The 23,693-nt window shown below is 70.3% G+C and carries 21 protein-coding genes; 9 read left to right on the plus strand and 12 right to left on the minus strand.

The window, feature by feature from the left end:
- Positions 1-23: 23 nt before the first annotated feature.
- The 3 genes from ACIP6U_RS26790 (at position 24) to ACIP6U_RS26800 (ending at position 5,127) form a co-directional block, all read left to right on the plus strand.
- Complete coding sequence (locus tag ACIP6U_RS26790) at positions 24-3,038, plus strand: glycoside hydrolase family 3 protein (protein WP_401722648.1); 3,015 nt, start codon at positions 24-26, stop codon at positions 3,036-3,038.
- 60 nt (positions 3,039-3,098) lie between these two features.
- Entirely contained in the window at positions 3,099-4,466 is a 1,368-nt protein-coding gene (locus ACIP6U_RS26795; RefSeq protein ID WP_401722651.1) for a hypothetical protein, read from the plus strand.
- A gap of 97 nt (positions 4,467-4,563) precedes the next feature.
- Entirely contained in the window at positions 4,564-5,127 is a 564-nt protein-coding gene (locus ACIP6U_RS26800; RefSeq protein WP_401722653.1) for a hypothetical protein, read from the plus strand.
- 6 nt (positions 5,128-5,133) lie between these two features.
- Here ACIP6U_RS26800 and ACIP6U_RS26805 read toward each other — a convergent pair whose 3' ends face one another.
- Positions 5,134-5,793, minus strand: coding sequence for a response regulator (locus tag ACIP6U_RS26805; protein WP_401722656.1), 660 nt, complete (start codon positions 5,791-5,793; stop codon positions 5,134-5,136).
- Complete coding sequence (locus ACIP6U_RS26810) at positions 5,790-7,001, minus strand: sensor histidine kinase (protein WP_401722659.1); 1,212 nt, start codon at positions 6,999-7,001, stop codon at positions 5,790-5,792. The genes ACIP6U_RS26805 and ACIP6U_RS26810 overlap by 4 nt, the downstream gene beginning before the upstream one ends.
- Positions 7,002-7,102: 101 nt before the next feature.
- Here ACIP6U_RS26810 and ACIP6U_RS26815 point away from each other — a divergent pair, with 101 nt between their 5' ends.
- From ACIP6U_RS26815 to ACIP6U_RS26825, 3 genes are read left to right on the plus strand one after another with little or no spacing between them, the layout of a single operon-like run.
- Complete coding sequence (locus ACIP6U_RS26815; protein ID WP_401722662.1) at positions 7,103-8,053, plus strand: ABC transporter ATP-binding protein; 951 nt, start codon at positions 7,103-7,105, stop codon at positions 8,051-8,053.
- A complete protein-coding gene (locus ACIP6U_RS26820; RefSeq protein ID WP_401722664.1) occupies positions 8,050-9,615 on the plus strand; it encodes an ABC transporter permease subunit in 1,566 nt (521 codons plus the stop codon). The genes ACIP6U_RS26815 and ACIP6U_RS26820 overlap by 4 nt, the downstream gene beginning before the upstream one ends.
- Positions 9,612-10,358: an ABC transporter permease gene (locus tag ACIP6U_RS26825; protein ID WP_401722667.1), complete on the plus strand. Its 747-nt coding sequence runs from the start codon at positions 9,612-9,614 to the stop codon at positions 10,356-10,358. The genes ACIP6U_RS26820 and ACIP6U_RS26825 overlap by 4 nt, the downstream gene beginning before the upstream one ends.
- Positions 10,359-10,423: 65 nt before the next feature.
- Here ACIP6U_RS26825 and ACIP6U_RS26830 read toward each other — a convergent pair whose 3' ends face one another.
- Entirely contained in the window at positions 10,424-11,032 is a 609-nt protein-coding gene (locus ACIP6U_RS26830; protein WP_401722670.1) for a YceI family protein, read from the minus strand.
- A gap of 158 nt (positions 11,033-11,190) precedes the next feature.
- Here ACIP6U_RS26830 and ACIP6U_RS26835 point away from each other — a divergent pair, with 158 nt between their 5' ends.
- The 3 genes from ACIP6U_RS26835 to ACIP6U_RS26845 all read left to right on the plus strand — a co-directional run bounded on the left by ACIP6U_RS26835 (position 11,191) and on the right by ACIP6U_RS26845 (position 15,439).
- On the plus strand, positions 11,191-13,437 hold the full coding sequence (locus ACIP6U_RS26835; protein ID WP_401722672.1) for a polysaccharide lyase 8 family protein: 2,247 nt from the start codon (positions 11,191-11,193) through the stop codon (positions 13,435-13,437).
- Positions 13,438-13,591: 154 nt separating this feature from the next.
- Positions 13,592-15,184, plus strand: a complete 1,593-nt coding sequence (locus ACIP6U_RS26840; RefSeq protein WP_401722675.1) for an acyl-CoA carboxylase subunit beta — start codon at positions 13,592-13,594, stop codon at positions 15,182-15,184.
- A 57-nt stretch (positions 15,185-15,241) separates the two neighbouring features.
- Positions 15,242-15,439 (plus strand): acyl-CoA carboxylase subunit epsilon, encoded by a 198-nt coding sequence (locus ACIP6U_RS26845; protein ID WP_401722678.1) that lies wholly within the window; start codon positions 15,242-15,244, stop codon positions 15,437-15,439.
- A 66-nt stretch (positions 15,440-15,505) separates the two neighbouring features.
- Here the strand turns inward: ACIP6U_RS26845 and ACIP6U_RS26850 are convergent, their stop codons facing one another.
- From ACIP6U_RS26850 to ACIP6U_RS26890, 9 genes are all read right to left on the minus strand, one after another.
- Positions 15,506-15,691 carry a hypothetical protein gene (locus ACIP6U_RS26850; RefSeq protein ID WP_401722681.1) on the minus strand — a complete coding sequence of 62 codons (186 nt, stop codon included), beginning with the start codon at positions 15,689-15,691 and terminating at the stop codon, positions 15,506-15,508.
- Between the two features lie 29 nt (positions 15,692-15,720).
- A complete protein-coding gene (locus tag ACIP6U_RS26855) occupies positions 15,721-16,761 on the minus strand; it encodes a hypothetical protein (RefSeq protein ID WP_401722684.1) in 1,041 nt (346 codons plus the stop codon).
- A 94-nt stretch (positions 16,762-16,855) separates the two neighbouring features.
- Positions 16,856-17,437 (minus strand): ATP/GTP-binding protein, encoded by a 582-nt coding sequence (locus tag ACIP6U_RS26860; protein ID WP_026248371.1) that lies wholly within the window; start codon positions 17,435-17,437, stop codon positions 16,856-16,858.
- Positions 17,418-17,999, minus strand: coding sequence for a DUF742 domain-containing protein (locus ACIP6U_RS26865; RefSeq protein ID WP_123997516.1), 582 nt, complete (start codon positions 17,997-17,999; stop codon positions 17,418-17,420). Before ACIP6U_RS26865 ends, ACIP6U_RS26860 begins: the two co-directional genes overlap by 20 nt.
- A 95-nt stretch (positions 18,000-18,094) precedes the next feature.
- Entirely contained in the window at positions 18,095-18,508 is a 414-nt protein-coding gene (locus tag ACIP6U_RS26870; protein WP_005479603.1) for a roadblock/LC7 domain-containing protein, read from the minus strand.
- 10 nt (positions 18,509-18,518) lie between these two features.
- A complete protein-coding gene (locus tag ACIP6U_RS26875; RefSeq protein WP_401722687.1) occupies positions 18,519-21,824 on the minus strand; it encodes a nitrate- and nitrite sensing domain-containing protein in 3,306 nt (1,101 codons plus the stop codon).
- Between the two features lie 391 nt (positions 21,825-22,215).
- Positions 22,216-22,791 carry an ATP/GTP-binding protein gene (locus ACIP6U_RS26880; protein ID WP_015657619.1) on the minus strand — a complete coding sequence of 192 codons (576 nt, stop codon included), beginning with the start codon at positions 22,789-22,791 and terminating at the stop codon, positions 22,216-22,218.
- Positions 22,772-23,167 (minus strand): DUF742 domain-containing protein, encoded by a 396-nt coding sequence (locus ACIP6U_RS26885; protein WP_016432454.1) that lies wholly within the window; start codon positions 23,165-23,167, stop codon positions 22,772-22,774. The genes ACIP6U_RS26880 and ACIP6U_RS26885 overlap by 20 nt, the downstream gene beginning before the upstream one ends.
- Positions 23,168-23,278: 111 nt before the next feature.
- A complete protein-coding gene (locus ACIP6U_RS26890; RefSeq protein ID WP_030667329.1) occupies positions 23,279-23,692 on the minus strand; it encodes a roadblock/LC7 domain-containing protein in 414 nt (137 codons plus the stop codon).
- Between the last annotated feature and the right edge of the window lies 1 nt (position 23,693).

Genomic DNA, 23,693 nt, shown 5'->3' on the forward strand with positions numbered 1-23,693 from the left:
ACCAGAGAGTCGAGGAATGGTCTATGCCAAGAACCGCTCTGCTCGTCTCCGCCGCCTTGCTCACCGCTCTGCTGTCACCAACCGTCTCCCAGGCCGCCGCCGACCCCGCTCCGGTGCCCGTGGACCGCTTCGAGGGGGAGGTGCCGTTCGCGAGCCAGCCCGCCGACGGCATCTTCACCTGGGGTAGTGACAACGACGACCCGCCGCAACTCCAGTTCGCCGACCGCGCCGACGCCCCCGAGGGCGCCAAGGTCCTCTCCGGGACCTACGACATCAGCGGCTACGGCGGCTTCACCCACGACTTCGCCGCCGCCGAACCCGCCCACGACTGGTCCGCCCACAAGGGCATCCGGTTCTGGTGGGACGGCCAGAACAATGCCAAGAAGATCGCCTTCGAGCTCAAGGACGGCGGCGCCCACGGCGAGGCCTCCGAGCTGTGGACCACGTCCTTCACGGACGACTTCAGCGGCTGGAGACAGATCGAGATCCCCTTCACCGATTTCGTATACCGAACCGACTACCAGCCCGTCGGCGGCATCGACCACGTCCTGGGCCTGACCCAGATGTGGGGTTACGCCCTCACCCTCCCCGTCGGCGCTCCGGGGCAGTTCGCCATGGACGACGTCGAGTTGTACGGCAAGGCCGACCAGGCCCTGCGCGCCAACGTCACCACGGACGCCGCCGTCTACCCGGTCAAGGAGGGCCGCACGGCGACCGTCAAGGTCACCGTCGCCACCACCGGCTCGGCCCCGATCGACGACCCGGTGACCGTCACCTACGAGACCGCCGCGACCGGCACCGCCGAACCCGGCAAGGACTACACCCCGGTCACCGGCACCCTCACCTTCCCGGCCGGCACCGTCTCCGGCACGACGCGGACCGTCAAGGTCCCCACCCTCAAGGACAAGTCCGCCGAGAACGCCGAGACCATCCCGCTCAAGCTCACGGTCACCGGCGCCAAGGCCCCGACCGAGCAGCCCGAGGTCGTGGTCGACGCGCACGGACTGCCGTACCTGGACAGCAAGCTGCCCATCAAGAAGCGCGTCGCCGACCTCGTCTCCCGCATGTCCCTCGAGGAGAAGGCCGGTCAGATGACCCAGGCCGAGCGCGGCGCCATGGGCACGCCCTCGGACATCGCCTCCTACGACCTCGGCTCGCTGCTCTCCGGCGGCGGCTCGACGCCCACGCCCAACACCGCGGCGGCCTGGGCCAAGATGATCGACGGCTTCCAACTCCGCACCCAGGCAACCCGGTTCCAGATCCCGCTGATCTACGGTGTCGACGCGGTGCACGGCCACAACAACCTGGCCGGCGCCACGGTCATGCCGCACAACATCGGCATCGGCGCCACCCGCGATCCCCAACTCGCCCAGAAGACCGGCTCGGTGACCGCCTCCGAGGTCCGCGCCACCGGCGTCCCGTGGGACTTCGCCCCCTGCCTCTGCGTCACCCGCGACGAACGCTGGGGCCGCTCCTACGAGTCCTTCGGTGAGGACCCGGCACTGGTCAAGTCCATGGAGACGGTCATCCAGGGCCTCCAAGGAGCCGCCGACGGCAAGGACTTGAAGGACGACGACAAGGTCCTCGCCACCGCCAAGCACTTCGTCGGCGACGGCGGCACCGAGTACGGCTCCTCCACCACCGGCTCCTACACCATCGACCAGGGCGTCACCAAGGTCACCCGGCAGCAGCTGGAAGCCGTCCACCTGTCGCCGTACCAGACCGCCGTGGACCGGGGCGTGGGCACGGTCATGCCGTCCTACTCCTCGCTCGACATCCTCGGCGACGGCCAGGGCCCGGTGAAGATGCACGCCCGCGCCGACATGATCAACGGCGTGCTCAAGGGCCGGATGGGCTTCGACGGGTTCGTCATCAGCGACTGGAACGCCATCGACCAACTCCCGGGCGACTACGCGGCCCACGTCTCCACCTCGGTCAACGCGGGCGTCGACATGATGATGGTCCCGTACAGCTACAAGGACTTCACCACGACCCTGATCGCCCAGGTGAAGGCCGGCGCCGTCACCGAGAAGCGGATCGACGACGCCGTATCCCGCATCCTCACCCAGAAGTTCAAGCTCGGCCTCTTCGAGCACCCCTACGCCGACACCGGCAACGCCTCGAAGATCGGCTCGGCCTCGCACCGGGCCGTGGCCCGGCAGGCGGCGGCCGAATCGCAGGTCCTGCTGAAGAACGCGGGTGACGTCCTGCCGCTGAAGAAGAACCAGAAGGTCTACGTGGCCGGTTCGAACGCCGATGACCTCGGCAACCAGACCGGTGGCTGGACCATCACCTGGCAGGGCTCCTCCGGCACCAACACCACCGGCACGACGATCCTCCAGGGCATGAAGAACGCCGGCGGGAACGTCACCTACTCCAAGGACGCCTCGGCCGCGACCAGCGGCTACGACGTCGGTGTGGTCGTCGTCGGCGAGACCCCGTACGCCGAGGGCATCGGAGACGTCGGCAACGGCAACGACCTCGCCCTCACCCCGGCCGACCAGGCAGCGGTCGACAAGGTGTGCGCGGCGATGAAGTGCGCGGTGCTGATCGTCTCCGGGCGCCCGCAGCTGATCGGCAATCAACTCGGCGACATCGACGCCCTGGTGGCGTCCTGGCTGCCGGGCACCGAGGGCGACGGCGTGGCCGACGTCCTCTACGGCAAGCGGGCCTTCACCGGCCAACTCCCGGTCACCTGGCCCAAGTCGGAGGCCCAGCTGCCGATCAACGTCGGCGACACGGCGTACGACCCGCAGTACCCGTACGGCTGGGGCCTGACCACGAAGACCAAGGTCCCGGGCGGTGGCACGACGACGCTGAAGGCGCTCGCGGTGGCCGCCGCGCTCGCCGACCGGCACGGCGCCGACGAGGCGGGCCGCGCGCTCGTCGACAAGGCGCGGCTGATCGTCCAGCAGAAGATCGGCCAGAACGTCACGGCCGCGACGGCGAAGCCCTTCGCGGACGCCGACCACCTCTCGCTCACCGGGAAGTACGGAGAGGCGGTGGAGAAGCTGCTCACCGCCTACCGGGCGGCCTGACCGCAGGACTGTCACCTGCATGAACGGCGGGCTGCGGGGGGCTTCGGGTAGCGTCGACGTATGAAGGTCGTCGCACGGACCCGAAGCCTCCCGGGGCTGCTCCTGGCCCTGCTGCTCGCCGCCCTGACCGTCCTGTCGACGGCCTCCGCGCCCGCCTCCGCCACCACCACCGCGACCGGCGTCGGCACGATCGCCGAGGCCCTGCGCAAGAGCCCCGTCTACGTCGACCCGGCCGCGTCCGCGCAGCTGTCCACGGCCGACGCCGACGCCCTCGCGAAGCAGATCGAGGACGCCGACAAGCCGCTGTTCGTCGCGGTCCTCCCGGCCGGCTACCCGACCCAGGACCTCTTCCAGAACCTGCGCACCGACACCGGCGTCACCGGCCTGTACGCGATCCGCCTCGGCGACCGCTTCGACGCCAAGGCCGACTCCGCCGTCCTGCCGCGCACGGCGGTGACGAACCTGGTCACCAGCGTCAAGGGCGACACCGACGCCAGGACCCAGCTGACCGACTTCACCGACCGCGCCCTCGCCAACATGGGCGGCTCGGCCCCGGCGAGCTGGGGTTCCTCCTCCGACGGCGGCGGGGTGTCGACCGGCGCGCTGATCGGCGTCGGCGCGGTCGTGGTGCTCGGCGGCGGAGGTGCTTACGCCCTGGTCCGCCGCAACCGCCGCCGCAAGGCGGAAGAGCAGCGCGCCGCCCTGGAGCGGCTGCGGATCGTCGTCGACGAGGACATCACGGCCTTCGGCGAGGAACTGGACCGCCTCGACTTCCATCCCGCGGAGGCAGGTGCCGACGACGCCATGCGCGGGGACTACGAACGCGCCCTCGACGCCTACGAGCAGGCGAAGTCGGCCATGGCGGCGGCCACGAAACCGGAGGACGTACGGCCGGTCACCGAGGCTCTGGAGGACGGCCGCTTCTCGCTCGCCCAGCTCGCCGCCCGCCGAGAGGGCCGCGCGCTGCCCGAGCGCCGGCCGCCCTGCTTCTTCGACCCGCGCCACGGCCCGTCCGTCGCCGACGCCGTCTGGACGCCGGCCGGCGGCGCCCCGCGCGAGGTACCCGTCTGCGCTGCCGACCGGGCCCGCCTCGCCGACGGCCACGACCCGGCGATCCGCGAGGTCGACACCGACTACGGCCGCCGCCCCTACTGGGACGCGGGCCCGGCCTACGGCCCCTGGGCGGGCGGCTACTTCGGCGGCGGCCTGCTCCCCGGCCTCCTCGTCGGCACCCTGCTCGGCAGCATGATGGCCACCCCGTCCTACGCCGCCGATTACGGCTCCGGCTACGGCGACTTCACCTCCGGCGGCTACGACGGCGGCGACGTCTCCGGCGCCGACTTCGACTCCGGCGACTTCAGCGGCGGCTTCGGGGACGGCGGGGGCGGCGACTTCGGCGGGGGAGGGGACTTCGGCGGCGGGTTCTGACCGGCGCGGGTACGGGTCGACGTACGGCCAGGTGCCGGTGCGGAGCGAGCCGTTCGGCCGATGCCGTTCGGCCCGCCGGGCGCCCTGGGCTCACGCCATGGTGACCCCACCGGGGGACGACGACGTCGTCGAGATCCTCGGCGCGGACCGGCCGATGATCAGCGACCACTGGCACGGCCTGCCGCGCCGCACCCGCCTGACGCTCACCGCCGCGACCTGCACGATCCTGCTCGGCGGTCTCCTGGCCTACGTCGCCACCCACCGCCCGCCGCCCCCACCCCCCGACCCGGTCGCGGCCACCAGCATCAGCATCACGGACGTCGAGGTCCCCGTCGGCTACAGCCCCGACTTCGGCATCACCCTGAGCGCGTCGGCGAGCACCCGGGTCGCGTTCGGGCGGACGGCGGAGGGGTACGGCAATCTCGTCCTGCACGTCACCCCGGGAGCGGGCGCCGTGCTCGGCCCCGGTCACACGCGGGTGCTGTACGCCCGTGCCGTCGTCTGCACCTGCCATGTACGCCACCCGGCGCGCGGCACGCCCCTGCTGTTCGTGACCCTGCGCAACGCGCGCGGCGAGGGTCGGGTCCAAGTCGTGCCCACCGCGGTCCAGTTCGACCTCATCGACCGTGCCGTACGGCACGCCTGCGGCGGCACGGTCTGACCGGCCTCATCCCACCCCGGGCACCACAAGGCCCGTCTCGTACGCCATCACCACCGCCTGCGTACGGTCCCGCAGCCCGAGCTTGGACAGGATGCGGCTGACGTGGGTCTTCACGGTCTCCTCGCCGACGTGCAGGCGGAGGGCGAGCTCCAAGTTGGACAGACCCTGGGCCAACAGCCGCAGCACGTCGGTCTCGCGCGGAGTGAGGGCGTCAAGTGCCGTGTGCGCGGGGCCGGTTCGGGGACGCTGACGCGTGAACTCGGCGATCAGCCGCCGGGTGATCGCGGGCGCGAGCAGGGCCTCGCCGGCGGCCACGACCCGCACCGCGTCGAAGAGCCGCTCCGCCGTCACGTCCTTGAGCAGGAACCCGCTCGCCCCCGCGGTCAGCGCGTCGTACACGTGCTCGTCCAGGTCGAAGGTGGTCAGCACCAACACGCGTGGCGCGTCCGGGCCTTGAAGCCGCGCGGTCGCCCGGATCCCGTCCATGACCGGCATGCGTACGTCCATGAGGACCACGTCGGGCAGCTGCTCCCGGCACACCCGCACCGCCTCGGCGCCGTCGGGGGCGGTCCCGACGACCGTGAAGTCGGCCTGGGTGGCGAGGAGTCCGGCATACCCGACCCGGACGATCTCGTGGTCGTCGGCGACGACGATCCGGATGCTCACGCGAGCGCCTCCGCCCGCACCGGCAACCGCGCCTCGACCAGGAACCCGCCGCCGGGAGCCGGCCCGGTGCGCAGGGTTCCCCCGACGGTCGCCGCGCGCTCGCGCATGCCGAGCAGGCCGTGACCGGGGGAGGAGGGTGCGGGCCCCGGCCCGTTGTCACGCACACGCAGGGCCAACTCCGCCTCCCCGTACCGCAGTTCCACGTCCACGGCGGCGCCCGGCGCATGCCGGCGGGCATTGGTGAGTGCCTCCTGGACGATCCGGTACGCGGTGACCTCGACGCCCGGGTCGAGCGCGCCGACCGGCCCGCTGACGATCAGCCGGGTCGCCGCGCCGGCCGCGTCCCGTGACGCGTCGATCAGATCGAGGAGTTGGCCGAGCCCGGGCTGCGGGGCCCGCTGGACGCCGGTGTCCGCGTCCTCCCGCAACACCCCCAACAGCCGCCGCATCTCCGTCAGGGCGGTGCGCGCGGTGTCCCCGATGGCCAGGAAACGGTCGGCACCCTCCGGCGGCAGACCGCGGGTGGTGAGCCGGCCGGTCTCCGCCTGGACGGCGATCATCGAGATGTGATGGGCGACGACATCGTGCAACTCCCGTGCGATACGCGCCCGTTCACCCCGGGCCGCATGTTCGAGGAGCGTGTCCGCGAACGCCCGCTCGGTCGCGCTGTGCGCGAGCACGGTGCTGCGCACGTGATGCGTGATACCGGTCGCCGCCGCGGCGGACCCGAGCGTGGCGAGCAGGACGGCGACGATCCGGGTGGCGTCCTCATGGCTGAACAGCGCGACGACGACGTACGGCACCACGAGCAGTCCGGCCGGCAGCGGCCACCCCGTCCGCGCCAGTACGTACACGCAGACCAACTGGGCCACGGCGGCGCCCACGGTGAGCGCCTGGAACGGCACGAGTGCGAGCACACACGCGGCGCTCACGGCGAGCGCGGCCGCGACCCGGCTGCCCCGCCCGGTCCCCAGGACGAACGAGAGCGGCCCGGTCGTGGCGAGCGCGAGCAGCAGCACGACGGCGAGGCTGCTCTGCGGATCACCGCTGCGGATCAGGCCCTCGCCCACGGCGAGCACCGTCAGCACGGCGGGCAGGACAGCGGGCAGCCCGGTGGGCACCACGCCGGGCAACGCCCGCTGCGCACCGGCGATCCGTGTCCTGATGCCACCGCGTGCCCTTGCCGCGGTCGAAGCCTTCTCACCCACGTCCGCCATTGTCCCGAGCCACCTCCTCCGCGCATCCCCTACGCGAGGGACCTCCACGGCGTGACGACGCCCCCGCACCGCCGCCCCTAGCCTCCCTCACCATGAGCGACGCAACCATCGAAGTCCGCGGTCTGCGCAAACGGTTCGGCCGGACCCTCGCGGTCGACGGCCTCTCCTTCACCGTCGAGCCCGGCACGGTCACGGGCTTCGTCGGCCCCAACGGCGCGGGGAAGTCGACCACTTTGCGGGCCCTCCTCGGCCTGGACGCCCCCGACGAGGGCCAGGCCCTCATCGCAGGGCGCCCCTACCACGCCCTGCGCACCCCCTTGTTGGAGGTCGGCGCCCTCCTGGACGCGGCCGCCCTGCATCCCGCCCGCCGCGGCCGTGACCACCTCCGCTGGCTGGCCCACTCCCACGGGCTGCCCACCCGTCGCGTGGACGACGTCCTCGCCCAGGTCGGCCTGGAGTCCGCCGCCCGCCGCCGGGCCGGCGGCTACTCCCTCGGCATGCGCCAGCGTCTCGGCATAGCGGCGGCCCTGCTCGGCGACCCGCCGATCCTGCTCCTGGACGAGCCGGTCAACGGCCTCGACCCCGAGGGCATCCAGTGGATCCGCCGTCTGCTGCGCCGACTGGCCGCCGAGGGCCGCGCCATCCTCGTCTCCAGCCACCTGATGAGCGAACTGGAGGACACCGCCGACCACTTGGTGGTCATCGGCCGGGGCCGCCTGATCGCCGACACCTCGGTCTCCGAACTCCTGCACGCCGCCTCCGGCGACCGCGTCCGACTGCGAACCGAGGCCCGTACGGAGGCGATGGAACTCCTCGCCCGTGAGGGCGGCCGGGTCGCCGTCACCGACCGCGACACCCTCATCGTCACCGGCCTGCCCGCACCCCGCGTGGTGGAACTCCTGACCGCGGCCCGCGTCCCCTTCGCCGAGATCGGCGCCCACCGGGCGACCTTGGAGGAGGCGTACATGGAACTCACCCGGGACAAGGCCGAGTTCACGACCGAGTCCGCTGCCGTGGGGACCTCCGACGAGGTGACCCGATGACGACGAGGACAACATCGGAGCCCGAGACCACGCCCACCCCCTACCGCTCCCACCTCCACCCCACCCGCGCCGGCTTCCCCCGCCTCCTGCACGCCGAGTGGACCAAGTTCCGTACGGTCCGCGCCTGGCCGTTCGTCCTGGCGGTCGCCGCCGTGGTGACCGTACTGATCACCCAACTGAGCGCGAGCGGCTCCGTGACCAGCGGGGGACCGGACATCATCCAGGGCCCCGACGGCACATCGGTCACAGACGCCTTCCGCTTCACGCACCGCCCGCTCACCGGTGACGGCAGCGTCACGGCCCGGGTCACCGGCCTGAAGACCGCCGACGGCAGAAGCGTGGAGCCCTGGGCGAAGGCCGGGATCATCGTCAAGTCGAGCCTGGAACAAGGCTCTTCGTACGCGGCCGTCCTGGCCACCCCCGGCCACGGCGTGCGCATGCAGTGGAACTTCACGCACGACACGGCCGGTTCGGACTCCGAGGTGACGGAGGTGCCGCGTTGGCTGCGCCTGACGCGGACCGGCGACCGCCTCACCGGCTACGAGTCCGCCGACGGCGCCAAGTGGACGAAGATCAAGGACGTCAGCCTGTCCGGCCTCCCGAAGACCGTGCAGGTGGGCCTCGTCCTGGCCACTCCGGGCCACCAGGACGTGCGCCGCTCCTTCGGCGGTTCGAGCCAGTCGACCGGCGGCGCGCACGCCACCGCCACCTATGACCACCTGACCCTGAACGGCACTTCGACCACCACCGCTTGGACCAGCACGGACGTCGGCGCCCCCACCCCCGACGCGCCCGCCCCCGGCCCCGCCCCCCGCAACGCCCGACCGGACTCCTCCACCACCGTCACGGACGGCACCTACACGCTCACCGGCCAGGGAGACATCGGCCCCGACCAGGGCGGCCCGGACATCGTCCAGATGAGCTTCCAGGGTGTCTTCGTCGGCATCCTGTTCATGATCGCCCTCGGCGCGCTCTTCGTGACCGGCGAATACAAACGGGGCATGATCCGTACGACGTTCACGGCGACGCCGGCCCGGTTGAAGGTGCTGGCGGCGAAGACGACCGTGATCGGCGCGGTGACCTTCGTGGTGGGCCTCGCGGCCGTCGCCATCGGCTACTCGCTCGCCCAGAGCACCCTGCGCGGCAACGGCTTCGGCCCCCCGGCCTTCCCCGACTACCCCCTGCTGGAGAACCCGGCCCTGCGCGCGGTAGTGGGCAGCGCCGCCCTGCTCTCCCTGGTGGCCGTACTGGCCCTGGCCGTCGGGGTCGTGCTCCGCAACAGTGCGGGCGCGATCGCCACCGTCGTCATGCTCGTGATCCTCCCGCAGATCCTGTCCTTCGCCTTCCCGCTCCCGGCCGCCCGCTGGCTGCTGCGGGTGACCCCGGCGGCGGCCTTCGCGGTCCAGCAGGGCGTCAAGAAGTACGACTTCACCGCGCACAACTGCCTCCCAGAGGGCGGCTGTTACCCACTGTCCCCCGGCAACGGCTTCGCCGTCCTGGCCGCGTACACCGTGGCGGCCCTGCTCCTGGCGGCCTGGACCGTACGCAGGAGGGACGCGTGAAGGCGCTGCGCCCGCTCCACGCCGAGTGGACGAAACTCCGTACCCTGCCCAGCACTTGGTGGCTGCTCGCGGCCCTCGTCGCCCTCACTCTCGCGATCGGCGCCGCCGCGATCACCCCGGTCGCCGCCGACGTCTGCCCGGGCGGCCCCTGCGACGAGGACACGGTCAAGCTCAGCCTCACCGGAGTCTGGCTGGGCCAGGCGGCCTGTCTGATCCTGGGCGTCCTGACGATGGGCGCGGAGTACGGCACGGGCACGATCCGCACGACCCTCGCGGCGATGCCGACGCGCCGGCGGGTCCTCGCGTCCAAGGCGACGGTGCTGGCGCTGCTGACGGCGGCCGGGGGAGCGCTGGGCATCCTGGCGTCGACGCTGCTGGCCGACGCACTCCTCCCGGACTACGCCCCCGCCCTGCGCCCCACCGTGGGTTCGGTCCTCTGCCTGGCCCTGGTCGCGCTGCTGGGCCTGGCCCTGGCGACCATGCTCCGCGACACGTCAGCGGCGATCACCCTGGGCCTGGGCATCCTCTACGTCGTCCCGCTCCTGGTCACGATCATCCCGTCCCCGACGTGGCAACACCGCCTGGAGCGTTGGGCCCCCATGCCGGCGGCCCTCTCCATCCAGTCGACCCGCCACCTGGCGGACCTGCCGATAGCCCCTTGGCCGGGCCTGGGCGTGTTGGCGGCGTACGCGGCGGCGCTGCTCGCCCTCGCGTGCGTGCTGTTCCGATTCCGGGACGCGTGAACAGCGAAGGCGGCGGAGTCGTAGTGATCGGCACTACGACTCCGCCGCCCGAATCCCCTGTGGGGTCACGCGTTCTTGATCGCGGAGATGTCGAAGTTGAGCTTGATCTTGTCGGAGACGAGCACGCCGCCGGTCTCCAGCGCCGCGTTCCACGTGAGGCCCCACTCGGAGCGCAGGATCTCGGCCTTGCCCTCGAAACCGACGCGCTCGTTGCCGAACGGGTCCTTCGCGGCACCGTTGAACTCGAGGTCGATGGTGAGCGGCTTGGTGGTGCCGAGGATCTCCAGGTCACCCGTGATGCGGTAGTCGTCGCCGCCCAGGGACTCGGCCGAGGTCGAACGGAAGGTCATCGTCGGGAATTCTTCGATCTTGAAGAAGTCGGCGCTCTTCAGGTGACCGTCACGGTCCGCGGAACCGGTGTCGATGCTGTCCATCTTGGCGTCGATCGAGGCCGTCGACTTGGCCGGGTCCGAGCCGTCCAGGTGCAGCGTGCCGTTGAAGTCGAGGAATTTGCCCTTGACGTTGGTGACCATGGCGTGGCGGGCCGTGAAACCGAGCGTCGAGTGCGCCGGGTCGATCGTGTACTCGCCGGTCAGCGCGGCAAGCTCGGGGTTGACCGCGGAGGGCGCGGCGGTCTCGGTCTCGGTGCTGTCCTTGCGGCCGAAGATGCCCATGATGTGCTCCTGTGGGGACGATAGGCGGTGATGTTGAATGTTCAACGATGCCAACACGGAAGACCGTAGACCTATTCCGTTCGGGTTTCAACATCATCCACGTGTATTCATGGAATTACACTCCGTTGGCGGATTCCGGACTTCCAGAGGAGTGCTGCATGACCGTGCACCGGACCGATTCCGACCCCTATGACGTGCTCCGCCTGCGCTGGCTCGACATCGCCCTCGGCACCGGATACGACCCGGGTGCCGAACCGTACGCCGCCCGTCTCACCGGCACCGGCGAACGGGCCCGCGCCTTCCGCGCGACCATGGCCCCGACCCCGGTCTCCCTCTGGCCGGGCCGCCCCTTCGACCCGCCGTCCGGCATCACCCAGAGCTACGCCCGCCTGGAGACGATGGCCCGCGCCTACGTCCAGCCGGGCACCGGCTCGACCGGCGACCCGGACCTCCTCGCGGACGTCCTGCGCGGCCTCGACCACCTCTCCGCCACGGTCTACCACCCCGGCACCACCCGCTACGGCAACTGGTGGGAGTGGCAGATCGGCAGCCCCAGGCTCCTCCTGGACATCGTCGCGGCCCTGTACGACCACCTCACGGACGCCCGAATCGCCGCCGCCTGCGCGGCAGTCGACCACTTCATCCCCGACGCCCTGCTCACGGACTACTCCGGCACCTCGACCGGCGCCAACCGCGTCGACCTGTGCCGCTCGGTCGCCCTGCGCGGCATCCTGGGCCGCGCGCCGGACAGGATCGCCCTCGCCCGCGACGCCCTCTCGCCGGTCTTCCCGTACGTCACCAAGGGGGACGGGCTGTACGCCGACGGCTCGTTCGTGCAGCACACCCGGGTGCCGTACTCGGGAACGTACGGACAGGTCATGCTCGACGGCCTGGGCCGCCTCTTCGCGCTGCTCGCCGGGTCGGAGTGGGAGGTCACGGACCCCCATCGCCAAGTCGTCCTCGACAGCGTCGAGCACGCCTACGCGCCCCTGATCCACGACGGGTTGATCATGGACGGCGTCAACGGCCGTGCCATCAGCCGGGGTTACCTGAAGAACGACGAACTGCACGTCATGCGCAGCGACCACTTCCACGGACAGGGCGTCATCGCCGCGATCGCGCTGCTGGCCGACGCGGCGAGCCCGGCCGAGCGCGACCGGTGGCACGGCATGATCAAGGGCTGGGTCCAACGGGACACGGTCACACCGATTCTGACGGCGCCTCAGTTCGACGTGGCCGATCTCGCGCGACTGCACGCGGTCGCCGCCCGGCCGCTCGCGCCCGTCGCCGAACCCCTAGGCCACCGCCTCTTCCCGGCCATGGACCGTGCCGTGCACCGCCGTCCCGGCTTCACGGTGAGCCTCGCGATGGCCAGCGACCGGATCGCGTACTACGAGTGCGGCAACGGCGAGAACCCGCGCGGCTGGCACACGGGTGCCGGGATGCTCTCCTGGTGGGCGGCTGGCGCGAGCGACCAGTACACGGACTGGTTCTGGCCGACGGTCGACTGGTACCGGCTGCCCGGCACCACCGTCTCCACCAAGCGTCTGCCCGACCGCGCCGGCGGCGAGTGGGGCGCCCCCGGACCCGACGTGCGCTGGGTCGGCGGCACGACGGACGGCGCGTACGCGGCCGTCGGCCAGCACCTCAAGGGGCTCGGCTCGACACTGGAGGCGCGCAAGTCGTGGTTCTGCGTCGCGGACGCGGTGATCTGCCTCGGGACCGGGATCAGCTGCTCGGACGGGGTGCCGGTCGAGACGGTGGTGGACAACCGGAACCTGGGGGAGGGCGGGAGCGCGCGGCTGGTGCAGCGGCCGGGCTGGGCGCATCTGGAGGGGCACGGCGGCTGGGTGGTCCAGGAGGGCGGGCTGAAGAGCCTGCGCGAGGACCGGACCGGGGCCTGGTCCGACATCAACACCACGAGCACGACCGAGCGGGCCACTCGCCGCTGGCAGACCCTCTGGCTCGACCACGGCACGGACCCCGTAGACGCCCGCTACCTCTACCTCCTCATGCCGGGCGCGACCCGCGGGAAGGTCCAGGCCCGCGCCGCCGACCACCACTGGCTGTCGGTCCTGGCCAACGACGGTGTGAGCCAGGCCGTGCAGGTCCATTCCCTCGGACTGACGGCCGCGAACTTCTGGCAGGCGGGCACCGCGGGCCCGCTCACCGTCTCCGCGGGGGCGAGCGTGCTGGTCCGCCGCAGGGGTCGTACCGCTACCCTCTGCGTGAGCGAGCCGCCCCGCACCGGCGAGCCGCTGGAGATCACCTGGCACCACCCCGTACGCGAGGTCGTGCGGGCCGACGACACGGTCGACATCCTCGCCACGGGCCGCCGGCTCCGCCTCCGCGTCACTCCGGGGATGGCATGCGCCACGCATGAATGTGAGGTGACTCTCAGCTGACGGGTTTGTGCGACCCCTACAAGGCCGGAGCCCCCTGAGCAGTCGGAACGGCTGCATGCCGCCAAGGTTCTGTTCAGTGCTACCAGGAAAACGGGTCGGAGACTGTACGGAGTCGACGTCCCGCTCACCTCGCTCTCCTTCGTAAGGTCGCTACATGACCGTTTTGGATGATGCTGTTTCTCCCGGGAGCGAGCCGACGGACGCGCGCGGGCGGGTGGCCGAGCTGCACGAGATCCGTGCGCAGGCTCTGGCCGGCCCCAGCGAGAAGGCGACCGAGGCGCAGCACGCCAAGGGCAAGCTGACCGCGCGCGAGCGCATCGAGCTGCTCCTGGACCCGGGCACCTTCCAGGAGGTCGAGCAACTGCGCCGGCACCGGGCGACCGGCTTCGGCCTGGAGGCCAAGAAGCCGTACTCGGACGGTGTCATCACCGGCTGGGGCACGGTGGAGGGCCGTACGGTCTTCGTCTACGCCCATGACTTCCGCATCTTCGGCGGCGCGCTGGGCGAGGCCCACGCCACGAAGATCCACAAGATCATGGACATGGCCATCGCGGCCGGCGCTCCGCTGGTCTCGCTCAACGACGGCGCCGGCGCCCGGATCCAGGAGGGCGTCAGCGCCCTCGCCGGTTACGGCGGCATCTTCCAGCGCAACACCAAGGCCTCCGGCGTCATCCCGCAGATCTCGGTGATGCTGGGCCCGTGCGCGGGCGGCGCGGCGTACAGCCCCGCCCTCACCGACTTCGTATTCATGGTCCGCGAGACGTCCCAGATGTTCATCACGGGCCCGGACGTCGTCAAGGCGGTCACCGGCGAGGAGATCACGCAGAACGGCCTGGGCGGCGCCGACGTGCACGCCGAGACCAGCGGTGTCTGCCACTTCGCGTATGACGACGAGGAGACGTGCATCGCGGAGGTGCGCTACCTCCTGTCTCTGCTCCCGCAGAACAACCGCGAGAACCCGCCCCGCGTCGACTCCACGGACGCGGCGGACCGCCGTAGCGACGTCCTGCTCGACCTGGTCCCGGCGGACGGCAACCGTCCGTACGACATGGCCAAGGTCATCGAGGAGATCGTCGACGACGGCGAGTACCTGGAGGTCCACGAGCGCTGGGCCCGCAACATCATCTGCGCCCTGGCCCGCCTCGACGGCCAGGTGGTGGGCATCGTCGCCAACCAGCCGCAGAGCCTGGCGGGCGTGCTGGACATCGAGGCCAGTGAAAAAGCTGCGCGCTTTGTCCAGATGTGTGACGCTTTCAATATCCCGATCGTCACCTTCCTGGACGTGCCGGGCTTCCTTCCCGGCGTCGACCAGGAGCACGGCGGCATCATCCGCCACGGCGCGAAGCTCCTTTACGCCTACTGCAACGCGACCGTGCCCCGGATCTCGCTGATCCTGCGCAAGGCGTACGGCGGGGCCTACATCGTCATGGACAGCCAGTCCATCGGCGCCGACCTCACCTACGCATGGCCGACGAACGAGATCGCGGTGATGGGCGCCGAAGGTGCCGCCAACGTCATCTTCCGCAGGCAGATCGCCGAGGCCGAGGACCCCGACGCCATGCGGGCCCGCATGGTCAAGGAGTACAAGTCCGAGCTGATGCACCCGTACTACGCGGCCGAGCGCGGCCTGGTCGACGACGTCATCGACCCGACCGAGACCCGCGAGATCCTCGTCCGCTCCCTCGCGATGCTGCAGACCAAGCACGCCGACCTGCCGTCCCGCAAGCACGGCAACCCCCCGCAGTAACCCAGCGGACTCTCCGCGCTACCCGTGCGGAAACCTCTCTCACGGAGACTGAGACCTATGACCACGCCTGACATCCGCGTCGAGAAGGGCCACGCCGAGCCCGAGGAAGTCGCCGCCATCACGGCCGTCCTCCTGGCCCGCGCCGCCGCCACGCCGTCCACGGACCCGTCCGACGGCGCCACCCCCAAGCCGAAGGCGGGTTGGCGCCGCCTGGAGCGCGAGGGTGGGTTCAGGGCGCCGCACAGCTGGCACTGAGCTTTTCAGTACGTTCACGACGGCCCCACTCTTCTTCGGGAGGGTGGGGCCGTCGCTGTTCGCGGGTCAGCGGATGCTGAGGTGTTTGACCGGTAGGTCGAGGGTGGTGATGGGGACACCGTCGGGAGACCGGCAGGACGTGATGGACAGCGTGTCGGGGGAACTCAGGTCGCGGTAGGCGCGGGAGTCCCCGGGCACGACGCAGTCGTAGAGGGTGAGCCCCTGCAGCTTGGGAGGACGAAGCCCAGGCATCTTCAGCCAGTGAGACAGATCAAAACCGTTTAGGCCGAGGGAGTAGAGCGCGCGCAGGGCGGAGAGACCGTTCGAGTCACGCAGCGTGCTGGTGCTTCCGGCCAACAGGTACAGATGCGTGATGTGGGGGAAGTCGCCCAATGAGGCCAGATCCAAGGTGTCGCTCTGCGTACAGAGCAGGTGATAGAAGAACGGCAGGCTCCGCGCAGGAGCACGCGTGAGGCGCCCCCCAGCGCCGATTCCACCCGCATCCCGGAGCTCTCGGTCCCGAACTCCTCCCAGCCGCTGAGATCCGGCCTGAGCGGCAGCGCACGGACGCTCCTTCGCCGCGTACCGTCGTCCCCCGTGGCGCGCAGGCTGACGTACGCCACCGACAACCGGACCTGGGCCGCGGCACGGTCGGACGTGCGGCGGAACAGCTCGACCTCGTCGAGGTTGTTGCTGACCAGCTCCATGTACCAGCGGCGGAACTCGTGGTCCTGATCGGTGCCGTCGGGGGCGAACAGCGAGCGGTCCGGGAGGCGTTCGAGGACACGGGCGACTCCGTCGCTCAACGAGCTGGTGCGAGCGAGGAGTTCGGCCAGCGTCCGCTCCTCGAAGACCGGCAGGGTCCGCACGATGCTGACGTAGTACTCGCAGCACTCGCTGAAGAGAAGCTCGTAGAGTTGTGTCTCCGGTTCGCTCAGGCCGACCGGTGCGCTCACCGATCCCGTGATGCGGCGGATCAGTTCGGCCGGCTGCGCGTCGGCCGCCAGGACCGCCTCGTCCGACAGGTCGGCGTGCGCGAACGTGTCGCACACCCCGTTGAGCGCGGCCTCCCGGCTGCTCTCGTCGAGACCGCGGAACTCCTGGGCCAGGAACGGTTCGATCCGCGCGGCCACGGCATCGGCCATCTCCTCGAACTGGCGCCGCACGCTGCGCTGTTGCCGCAACCCCGGCACCCGCACCAGCACCAGCTTCTCCATCGGCAGCCGGCGCTCCTGCTCCCGCCGCTTGCCCCCGAGCCACATCTGCGCCGCCGTGTTCGCCACGGTCGTCCCCAGACGTAATGCAGCTGCCTCAGCGCTCATCCCCGTACCCCTCCCGCAAACGACCTACGGCCCCCGTTCCTCCCACAGGAGGAACGGGGGCCGCAAGCCGAACGAGCCGGATACAGCGGAATTGCTACCGCAGCCGCGCCATCAACGCGTGCTCCACGAGCGTGATCAGCGCCGACTTGGCGTCCGCGCGGTGGCGGGCGTCCGTCGTGATGATCGGGGTGTCGGGGCCGATCTGCAGGGCCTCCCGGACCTCGTCCGGGTTGTACGGCTGGTTGCCGTCGAAGCCGTTGAGCGCGATCACGAACGGCAGACCGGAGTTCTCGAAGTAGTCCACCGCCGGGAAGCAGTCGGCGAGACGGCGCGTGTCCACAAGGACGATCGCGCCGATCGCGCCACGCACCAGGTCGTCCCACATGAACCAGAACCGGTCCTGTCCCGGGGTGCCGAACAGGTACAGGATGAGGTCCTGGTCCAGGGTGATGCGTCCGAAGTCCATGGCGACCGTGGTGGTCGTCTTGTCTCCGGTGTGGGTGAGGTCGTCGATGCCCGCGGACGCGGACGTCATCACGGCCTCGGTACGCAGCGGGTTGATCTCCGAGACGGCCCCGACGAACGTGGTCTTGCCCACGCCGAAGCCACCCGCCACCACGATCTTCGCCGAGGTGGTGGAGCGGGAAGGACCGCCGCTAGAGCTTGCGAAGTCCACTGAGCACCCTTTCGAGCAGTGTCACGTCTGGCTGACCGCCGGCGTTCTCGTCGCCGCCGGGCTGATGAATGGCGACCAGGCCCGCCTCCGCCAAGTCGGCGACGAGGATCCTGGCCACGCCGAGAGGGATGGTCAGCAGTGCCGAGATCTCGGCCACCGACTTGATCTCGCGGCACAGATTGCAGATCCGCTGATGCTCGGGCAACTGCCCCTGCATCTGGTGCGGCTGTGCGGTGGTGTGCACCAGCGCCTCGATGGCGAGCTGGTAACGCGGGCGCGTCCGGCCGCCGGTCATGGCGTACGGACGTACCAACGGGTTGTTCGCCGCCCCTGCGGGCGACGGCTCGGAGCGTCGCTGCGGCTGCACGGGCTGGATACGCGGCGCCGGCGGCTGGTCGTACGGCGAGGGACCGGGTCCCTGGGGCGCGTACGGTTGCTGCCGTCGGTGGCTGGGCGCGGAGGGGAAGTTGTAACGGTTCGGGTTCTGGGAACCGTCGCCCTGGCCCTGGGCAGGGCCGTACGACCAGTTGCCCGAATTAGAACCGCCTGGGGGTGTTGCCACTTTCTCCTCCTCCGACTGTGCCGGGCACCCGATCCCTGTGGAGCCGCGTCCCGAAACCTTACGGCCCCGGGACGCCAATACGCACCGTCTGACTGTTAGTTGAGCAGGCTGCCTTGAAGCTCCGCACGAAGGTCCGGGGTCAGGACCGTACCGGCACGGTCGACCAGAAGTGCCATCTCGTACCCAATGAGGCCGATGTCCGCCTCAGGGTGTGCAAGTACCGCGAGCGATGAACCGTCGGAGACGGACATGATGAAGAGGAATCCCCGCTCCATCTCCACAACTGTCTGGTTCACGCTGCCGCCTTCGAAGATGCGCGAGGCACCGGCGGTCAGCGAGGTCAGACCGGAGGCGACGGCCGCGAGCTGATCGGCACGGTCGCGGGGAAACCCTTCGGACATCGCCAGAAGGAGGCCGTCGGCGGAGACCACCACCGTGTGGGACACCCCCGGGGTGTTGTCCACGAAGTTGGTGATCAACCAGTTCAGGTTCTGTGCCGCCTGGCTCATCGGGCTCACACTAACGCTCCTGGTTGTAGGTGCTGTCAGAGCCGAAGCCCTGGCCGTTCGTTTCACTGCTGCCCGCCGCGCTGCGTCCGCGCTGGACGCCTCGCCGCAGGTTGCTCAGCCGGCCCCGGACGTCCTCCGGGGCACGGGAGACCTGTGGGCCTCCCTGAGGAGTGCTCTCGGCAGCGCCCTCGACCAGGTTGGCCTTGGGTACCCGCCGGGGCAGACCGGAGGAGGTGACTCCGCCTGCCTTGGGCTTCTTCAGCGCCGAGGCCTGCTGCCAGCGCGCGTCGTTCGCCGAGCGCCAACTGTCGCCGCTGCCGATGCCGTTGGTGTTGCCGTTGTTGTTCCCATGGGCACCGCTCTCCGTTGCCGGAGCGGGGGCCGTCGCTTCCAGGCTCGCGTGCCGCACACCGTTCGACCCGTTCGTCCCGCCCGCCATGGAGCCACGGCGCGGAAGCCCGGCGTCGGTCAGGTCGTGGCCGACGGAAGGAGTCGGTCCCGGACGGTCGAAGCCTACGTGGTCGCGCTCGGTCACGTCAGCGGCCTGCGGGGATTCCGCTTCGGGAGCGTACTGGTCGGCGTACCCGTTCTGGTAACCGTCCTGCTGCGGCCAGTCGTCCTGGTAGCGACGCTCTTCGAAGGCCGCGAAGGCCGGAGCGGCTCCGGCCCGCTCGGCCGGCCGCTCGTCCTGGACCGGCTCCGTATAAGCGGGCTCCGGGTAACCGCCGTTGGGCGAGAAGGTGTCGTTCTGCGGCAGTCCGCCGTTCGGCGCGTAGTACGGCTCGTCGTACGACGGCTGCTGGTGCTCCTCGTACGGGGCCTGCTGCGGCTCCTCGTACGCCGGACCGACCTCGTACGCCCCGGTCTGCTCCGGGTAGCCGCCCTGGCCGTTGTCGTACGCCGGCTGCGCGTCGAACGAGTCGGGGTACCCGGAGCCGTCAGCGGACTCCTGACCGGGCTGCTGGCCCGCCTGGGCCTCCAGGGCCGCCCGGCGCTCCTCACGCATCAGCGAGCGGCCTACGGGGTCCAGCTCCCGTATGTCGTCCGGGACCTCCGCGTAGCGGCTGTCGTCGAAGCCGAGTTCGGCCGCCGTGCGCAGCGGGGCGAGGTTGAAGTCCTCGCCGCCGAAGTTCTGCTCCGGGATGATCTGCGAGACCGTGAACTCGTCGCGGTCCAGCTGCTGCTCGCCACCACCACCGTGGGTGATCGCGTCCGGCAGCATGACCAGCGAGGTGGTGCCGGCCTGCTCGCCCGAGGGGCGGAGCTGGACGCGGATGCCGTGGCGGTCCGACAGCCGGCCGACCACGAAGAGCCCCATGCGCTGGGAGATCGCGGCGTCCACGGTCGGCGGGTTGGCCAGCTTGTGGTTGATGTCCGCGAAGTCCTCGGCGGTGAGGCCGATGCCCTTGTCGTGGATCTCGATCATGACGCGGCCGTCGGGGAGACGGGTCGCGGTGACGCGGACCTTGGTCTGCGGCGAGGAGAACGTGGTCGCGTTCTCCAGCAGCTCGGCGAGCAGGTGCACGAGGTCGGTGACCGCGCGGCCGTGGATCTCGGCCTCCGGGACGCCCGACAGCTCGACACGCTCGTACTGCTCCACCTCGGAGGAGGCGGCGCGCAGCACGTCGACCAGCGGGACCGGCTGGTCCCAGCGACGGCCGGGCTCCTCGCCGGCGAGGACCAGGAGGTTCTCGCCGTTGCGGCGCATACGGGTCGCGAGGTGGTCCAGGCGGAAGAGGTTCTCCAGCTGGTCCGGGTCGGCCTCGTTGTTCTCCAGCTCGGTGATCAGGGTCAGCTGGCCCTCGATCAGCGACTGGTTGCGGCGCGAGAGGTTGGTGAAGATCGCGTTGATGTTGCCGCGGAGCAGGGCCTGCTCGGAGGCGAGCCGGACCGCCTCGCGGTGGACCTGGTCGAAGGCCCGGGCGACCTCGCCGATCTCGTCCTTGGTGGTGATCGGGATCGGCGCGACCCGGGTGTCGACGCGGCCGGGGTCGGTGCGCGAGAGCTGGTCGACCAGCATCGGCAGCCGCTGTTCGGCGATGCCGAAGGCGGCGTTGCGCAGCTGGCGCATGGCGCGGGACATCTGGCGGGCCACCGCGCCGGCCAGGATGAAGGCCAGCAGCAGGGCGACCACGACGGCGGCACCGGTGATCAGCGCGTCACGCTTGGCGTTGTCCGCGATGTCGGTGGCCTCGCTCACCGCCTTGTCGGCCAGGTCCGACTCGATCTGGCGGTAGGCGTTGTACTTGAGCGTGTTGACCGCCCACCAGTTCTCGGCGGTGGTGCCCTCCTGGGCGAGGGCGGCACGGGCGCTGGGGTCGGTCGTCTGCAGGGTCGCCAGCGCCGTGACCATCTTGGTCGGGTCGGACGGCGGCGGCACATAGGTCTCGCCCTTGGCCTTCGCGTCGGCGGCGGCCTTCTGCGCCAGCGCGGCACCCTCGGTCTTGATCTTCGCCGTGGCGACGTCGAGCTTCTTCGCGTCCGCGGCGGTACCACCACCGACGTACTCCTCGATGGCGATGCCTTCGAGGTAGGCGTACGAGGAGAGGGCCAGGCGCTGCTTGCCGAGCGAGTCGGCCGAGGGGCCGGGGTTGATCAGCAGGTGCATGCCGATCGAGCGCTCCAGCGACAGCGAGGCCTTCGTCAGCGAGATCGCGTAGACGGTACGGCCGTAGCTGGTGATGTTTCCGGTACCCAGACCGAGCTCGTTGGCGAACTCCATCAAGGGGTGTGCGATCTTGATGTAGCCCTCTTCGGTCTGCACACCGGGGAGCTTGGAGGTGTACGCCGCCGCGCGCAGGCCCTGGAGCTTGGGCTCCTGGGCCCGGAACAGGCTGAGGCGGCGCAACAGGCCGGCCTTCTGCGGCATGTTCTGCGCCGCCTCGTCGAAGGCGTCGGCGGCCTTGTCCGTATTGGCGCGTACGGCCTTGACGGTGGCCTTGTCGGCGGCGCTCTGCGAGGAGCCCTTGAGGAGCGGGGCCGCGCTGATGTCGCGCTCGTTGTAGAGGGCGTCGCCGTAGGTCAGCGAGGCCCGCACCAGACGCGCGGTGTCCGACGCGTCCTCGGCGTCCTGCCAGGTGTCGATCGAGCTCTTCACCTGGAAGCCGCCCATGACGAGGCCGACCAGCACGGGTATGAGCAGGATCGCGTTCAGCCGCGTCGGCACTCGCCAGTTGCGGGGGGAGAAACGGCCGCCGCTCGATGGAGGCGCGGCCGTCGGCTCCGGACCAGGCATAGGGGCGGGCGCCGCTCCGCGCGGCGGCGGGGTGAAGTTGCCCCGTGCCGACGGCTCGGGACCGTTCTTGCTTCGCCTCACTCGACCAACAACCTTCCGGCGGTCGGCACCAACGGTGTGCCGCAGTGTGTCAGAGCCCAGTTCACCCATGAGTACGCAGTACTACTGAGTACGTCTCTCACCAATGGGCAGTTCAGGCATTCCAGCACGACGACCAGTGCTCTTCCAAACAGTGGAAAGCACGGGTTCGACGTGATGTAAGCCCCAGATAAAACGGTCATAAAGAACGAGCCCCGTCAAAAGACGGGGCCTTCGTGCGCACAGTGACACCGGCTGACGACGAGGCGTGGCCGTACCACCCGATTCCTCTGCCGAAACGTTATGAACACCGAGGCCGACCGTGTCAAAGGCCACAGTCGGCTCCGGGACATCTACGACAACTGCCGTACAGCATTGCCGACTTGGGTGCCGCCTACCGCAACCGTGCCATCAGGGCGTGCTCGACCAGAGTGATCAGCGCGCTCTTGGCATCGGACCGGTGTCGGGCGTCAGTGGTGATGATGGGGGTGTCGGGCCCGATCTGCAAGGCCTCGCGCACCTCCTCGGGAGCGTAGGGCTGGTGCCCGTCGAAGCCGTTGAGGGCGACGACGAACGGCAGACCCGAGTTCTCGAAGTAGTCCACGGCCGGGAAGCAGTCGGCCAGGCGCCGGGTGTCCACGAGCACCACCGCGCCGATGGCACCCCGCACCAGGTCGTCCCACATGAACCAGAAGCGGTCCTGACCCGGCGTACCGAACAGGTACAGGATCAGGTCCTGGTCGAGCGTGATACGGCCGAAGTCCATGGCCACCGTGGTGGTGGTCTTGTCCCCGGTGTGGGTGAGGTCGTCGATGCCCGCGGACGCGGACGTCATGACGGCCTCCGTGCGCAGCGGGTTGATCTCGGAGACGGCGCCCACGAACGTGGTCTTGCCGACGCCGAAGCCACCCGCCACCACGATCTTCGCGGAGGTGGTTGCCCGCCCTCCGTCAGAGCTTGCGAAGTCCACTGAGCACCCTTTCGAGCAGGGTCACGTCCGGCGCACCGGTCGTCTCGTCGCCACCAGGCTGGTGGATGGCGACGAGCCCGGCCTCAGCCAGGTCCGCGACAAGGATCCGGGCCACACCCAGCGGCATGGCCAGGAGCGCCGACACCTCCGCGACCGACTTCACCTCACGGCACAGGTGGCAGATGCGCTGGTGTTCCGGGAGCAGCCCCATGAGCGCTGCCGGGTCGGCCGTGGTGCTGATCAGCGCTTCTATCGCGAGCTGATAGCGCGGCCGGGTCCGGCCGCCGGTCATCGCGTAAGGACGTACCAGCGGCTGGTCGCCCTCATCCTCGTACGGCTCCGCGTACGGATCATGAGAGGCGGTGGGCGGGGTCATGAATCCTCCGGGCGGGACAGCAAGTCGGTCAGTCGTGCCGTCTGACGAGGCCGGTGGGGGGATTGTGGCGGCCGGACGGTGATTTGGTGAGACAGGTGGTGCCGGGGCCGATCAGTGGAGCAGACTGCCTTGTAGTTCGGCGCGCAGATCGGGCGTGAGCACGGCGCCCGCGCGATCGACCAGGAGTGCCATCTCGTAACCGACGAGGCCGATGTCGCAGTCGGGGTGTGCGAGCACGGCCAGGGACGACCCGTCCGAGACGGACATGAGGAAGAGAAAACCGCGTTCCATCTCGACGACCGTCTGCGCCACGTCGCCTCCCTCGAAGATCCGGGAGGCCCCGGCCGTCAACGAGGTGAGCCCGGACGCGACAGCCGCCAACTGGTCGGCACGGTCGCGCGGAAAGCCTTCCGACATCGCCAGAAGGAGACCGTCGGCGGAGACGACGACGGTGTGGGACACACCTGGGGTGTTGTCCACGAAGTTGGTGATCAACCAGTTGAGATTCTGTGCCGCCTGGCTCATC

This window comes from Streptomyces sp. NPDC088794, from assembly GCF_044750545.1.
Lineage (GTDB): Bacteria > Actinomycetota > Actinomycetes > Streptomycetales > Streptomycetaceae > Streptomyces.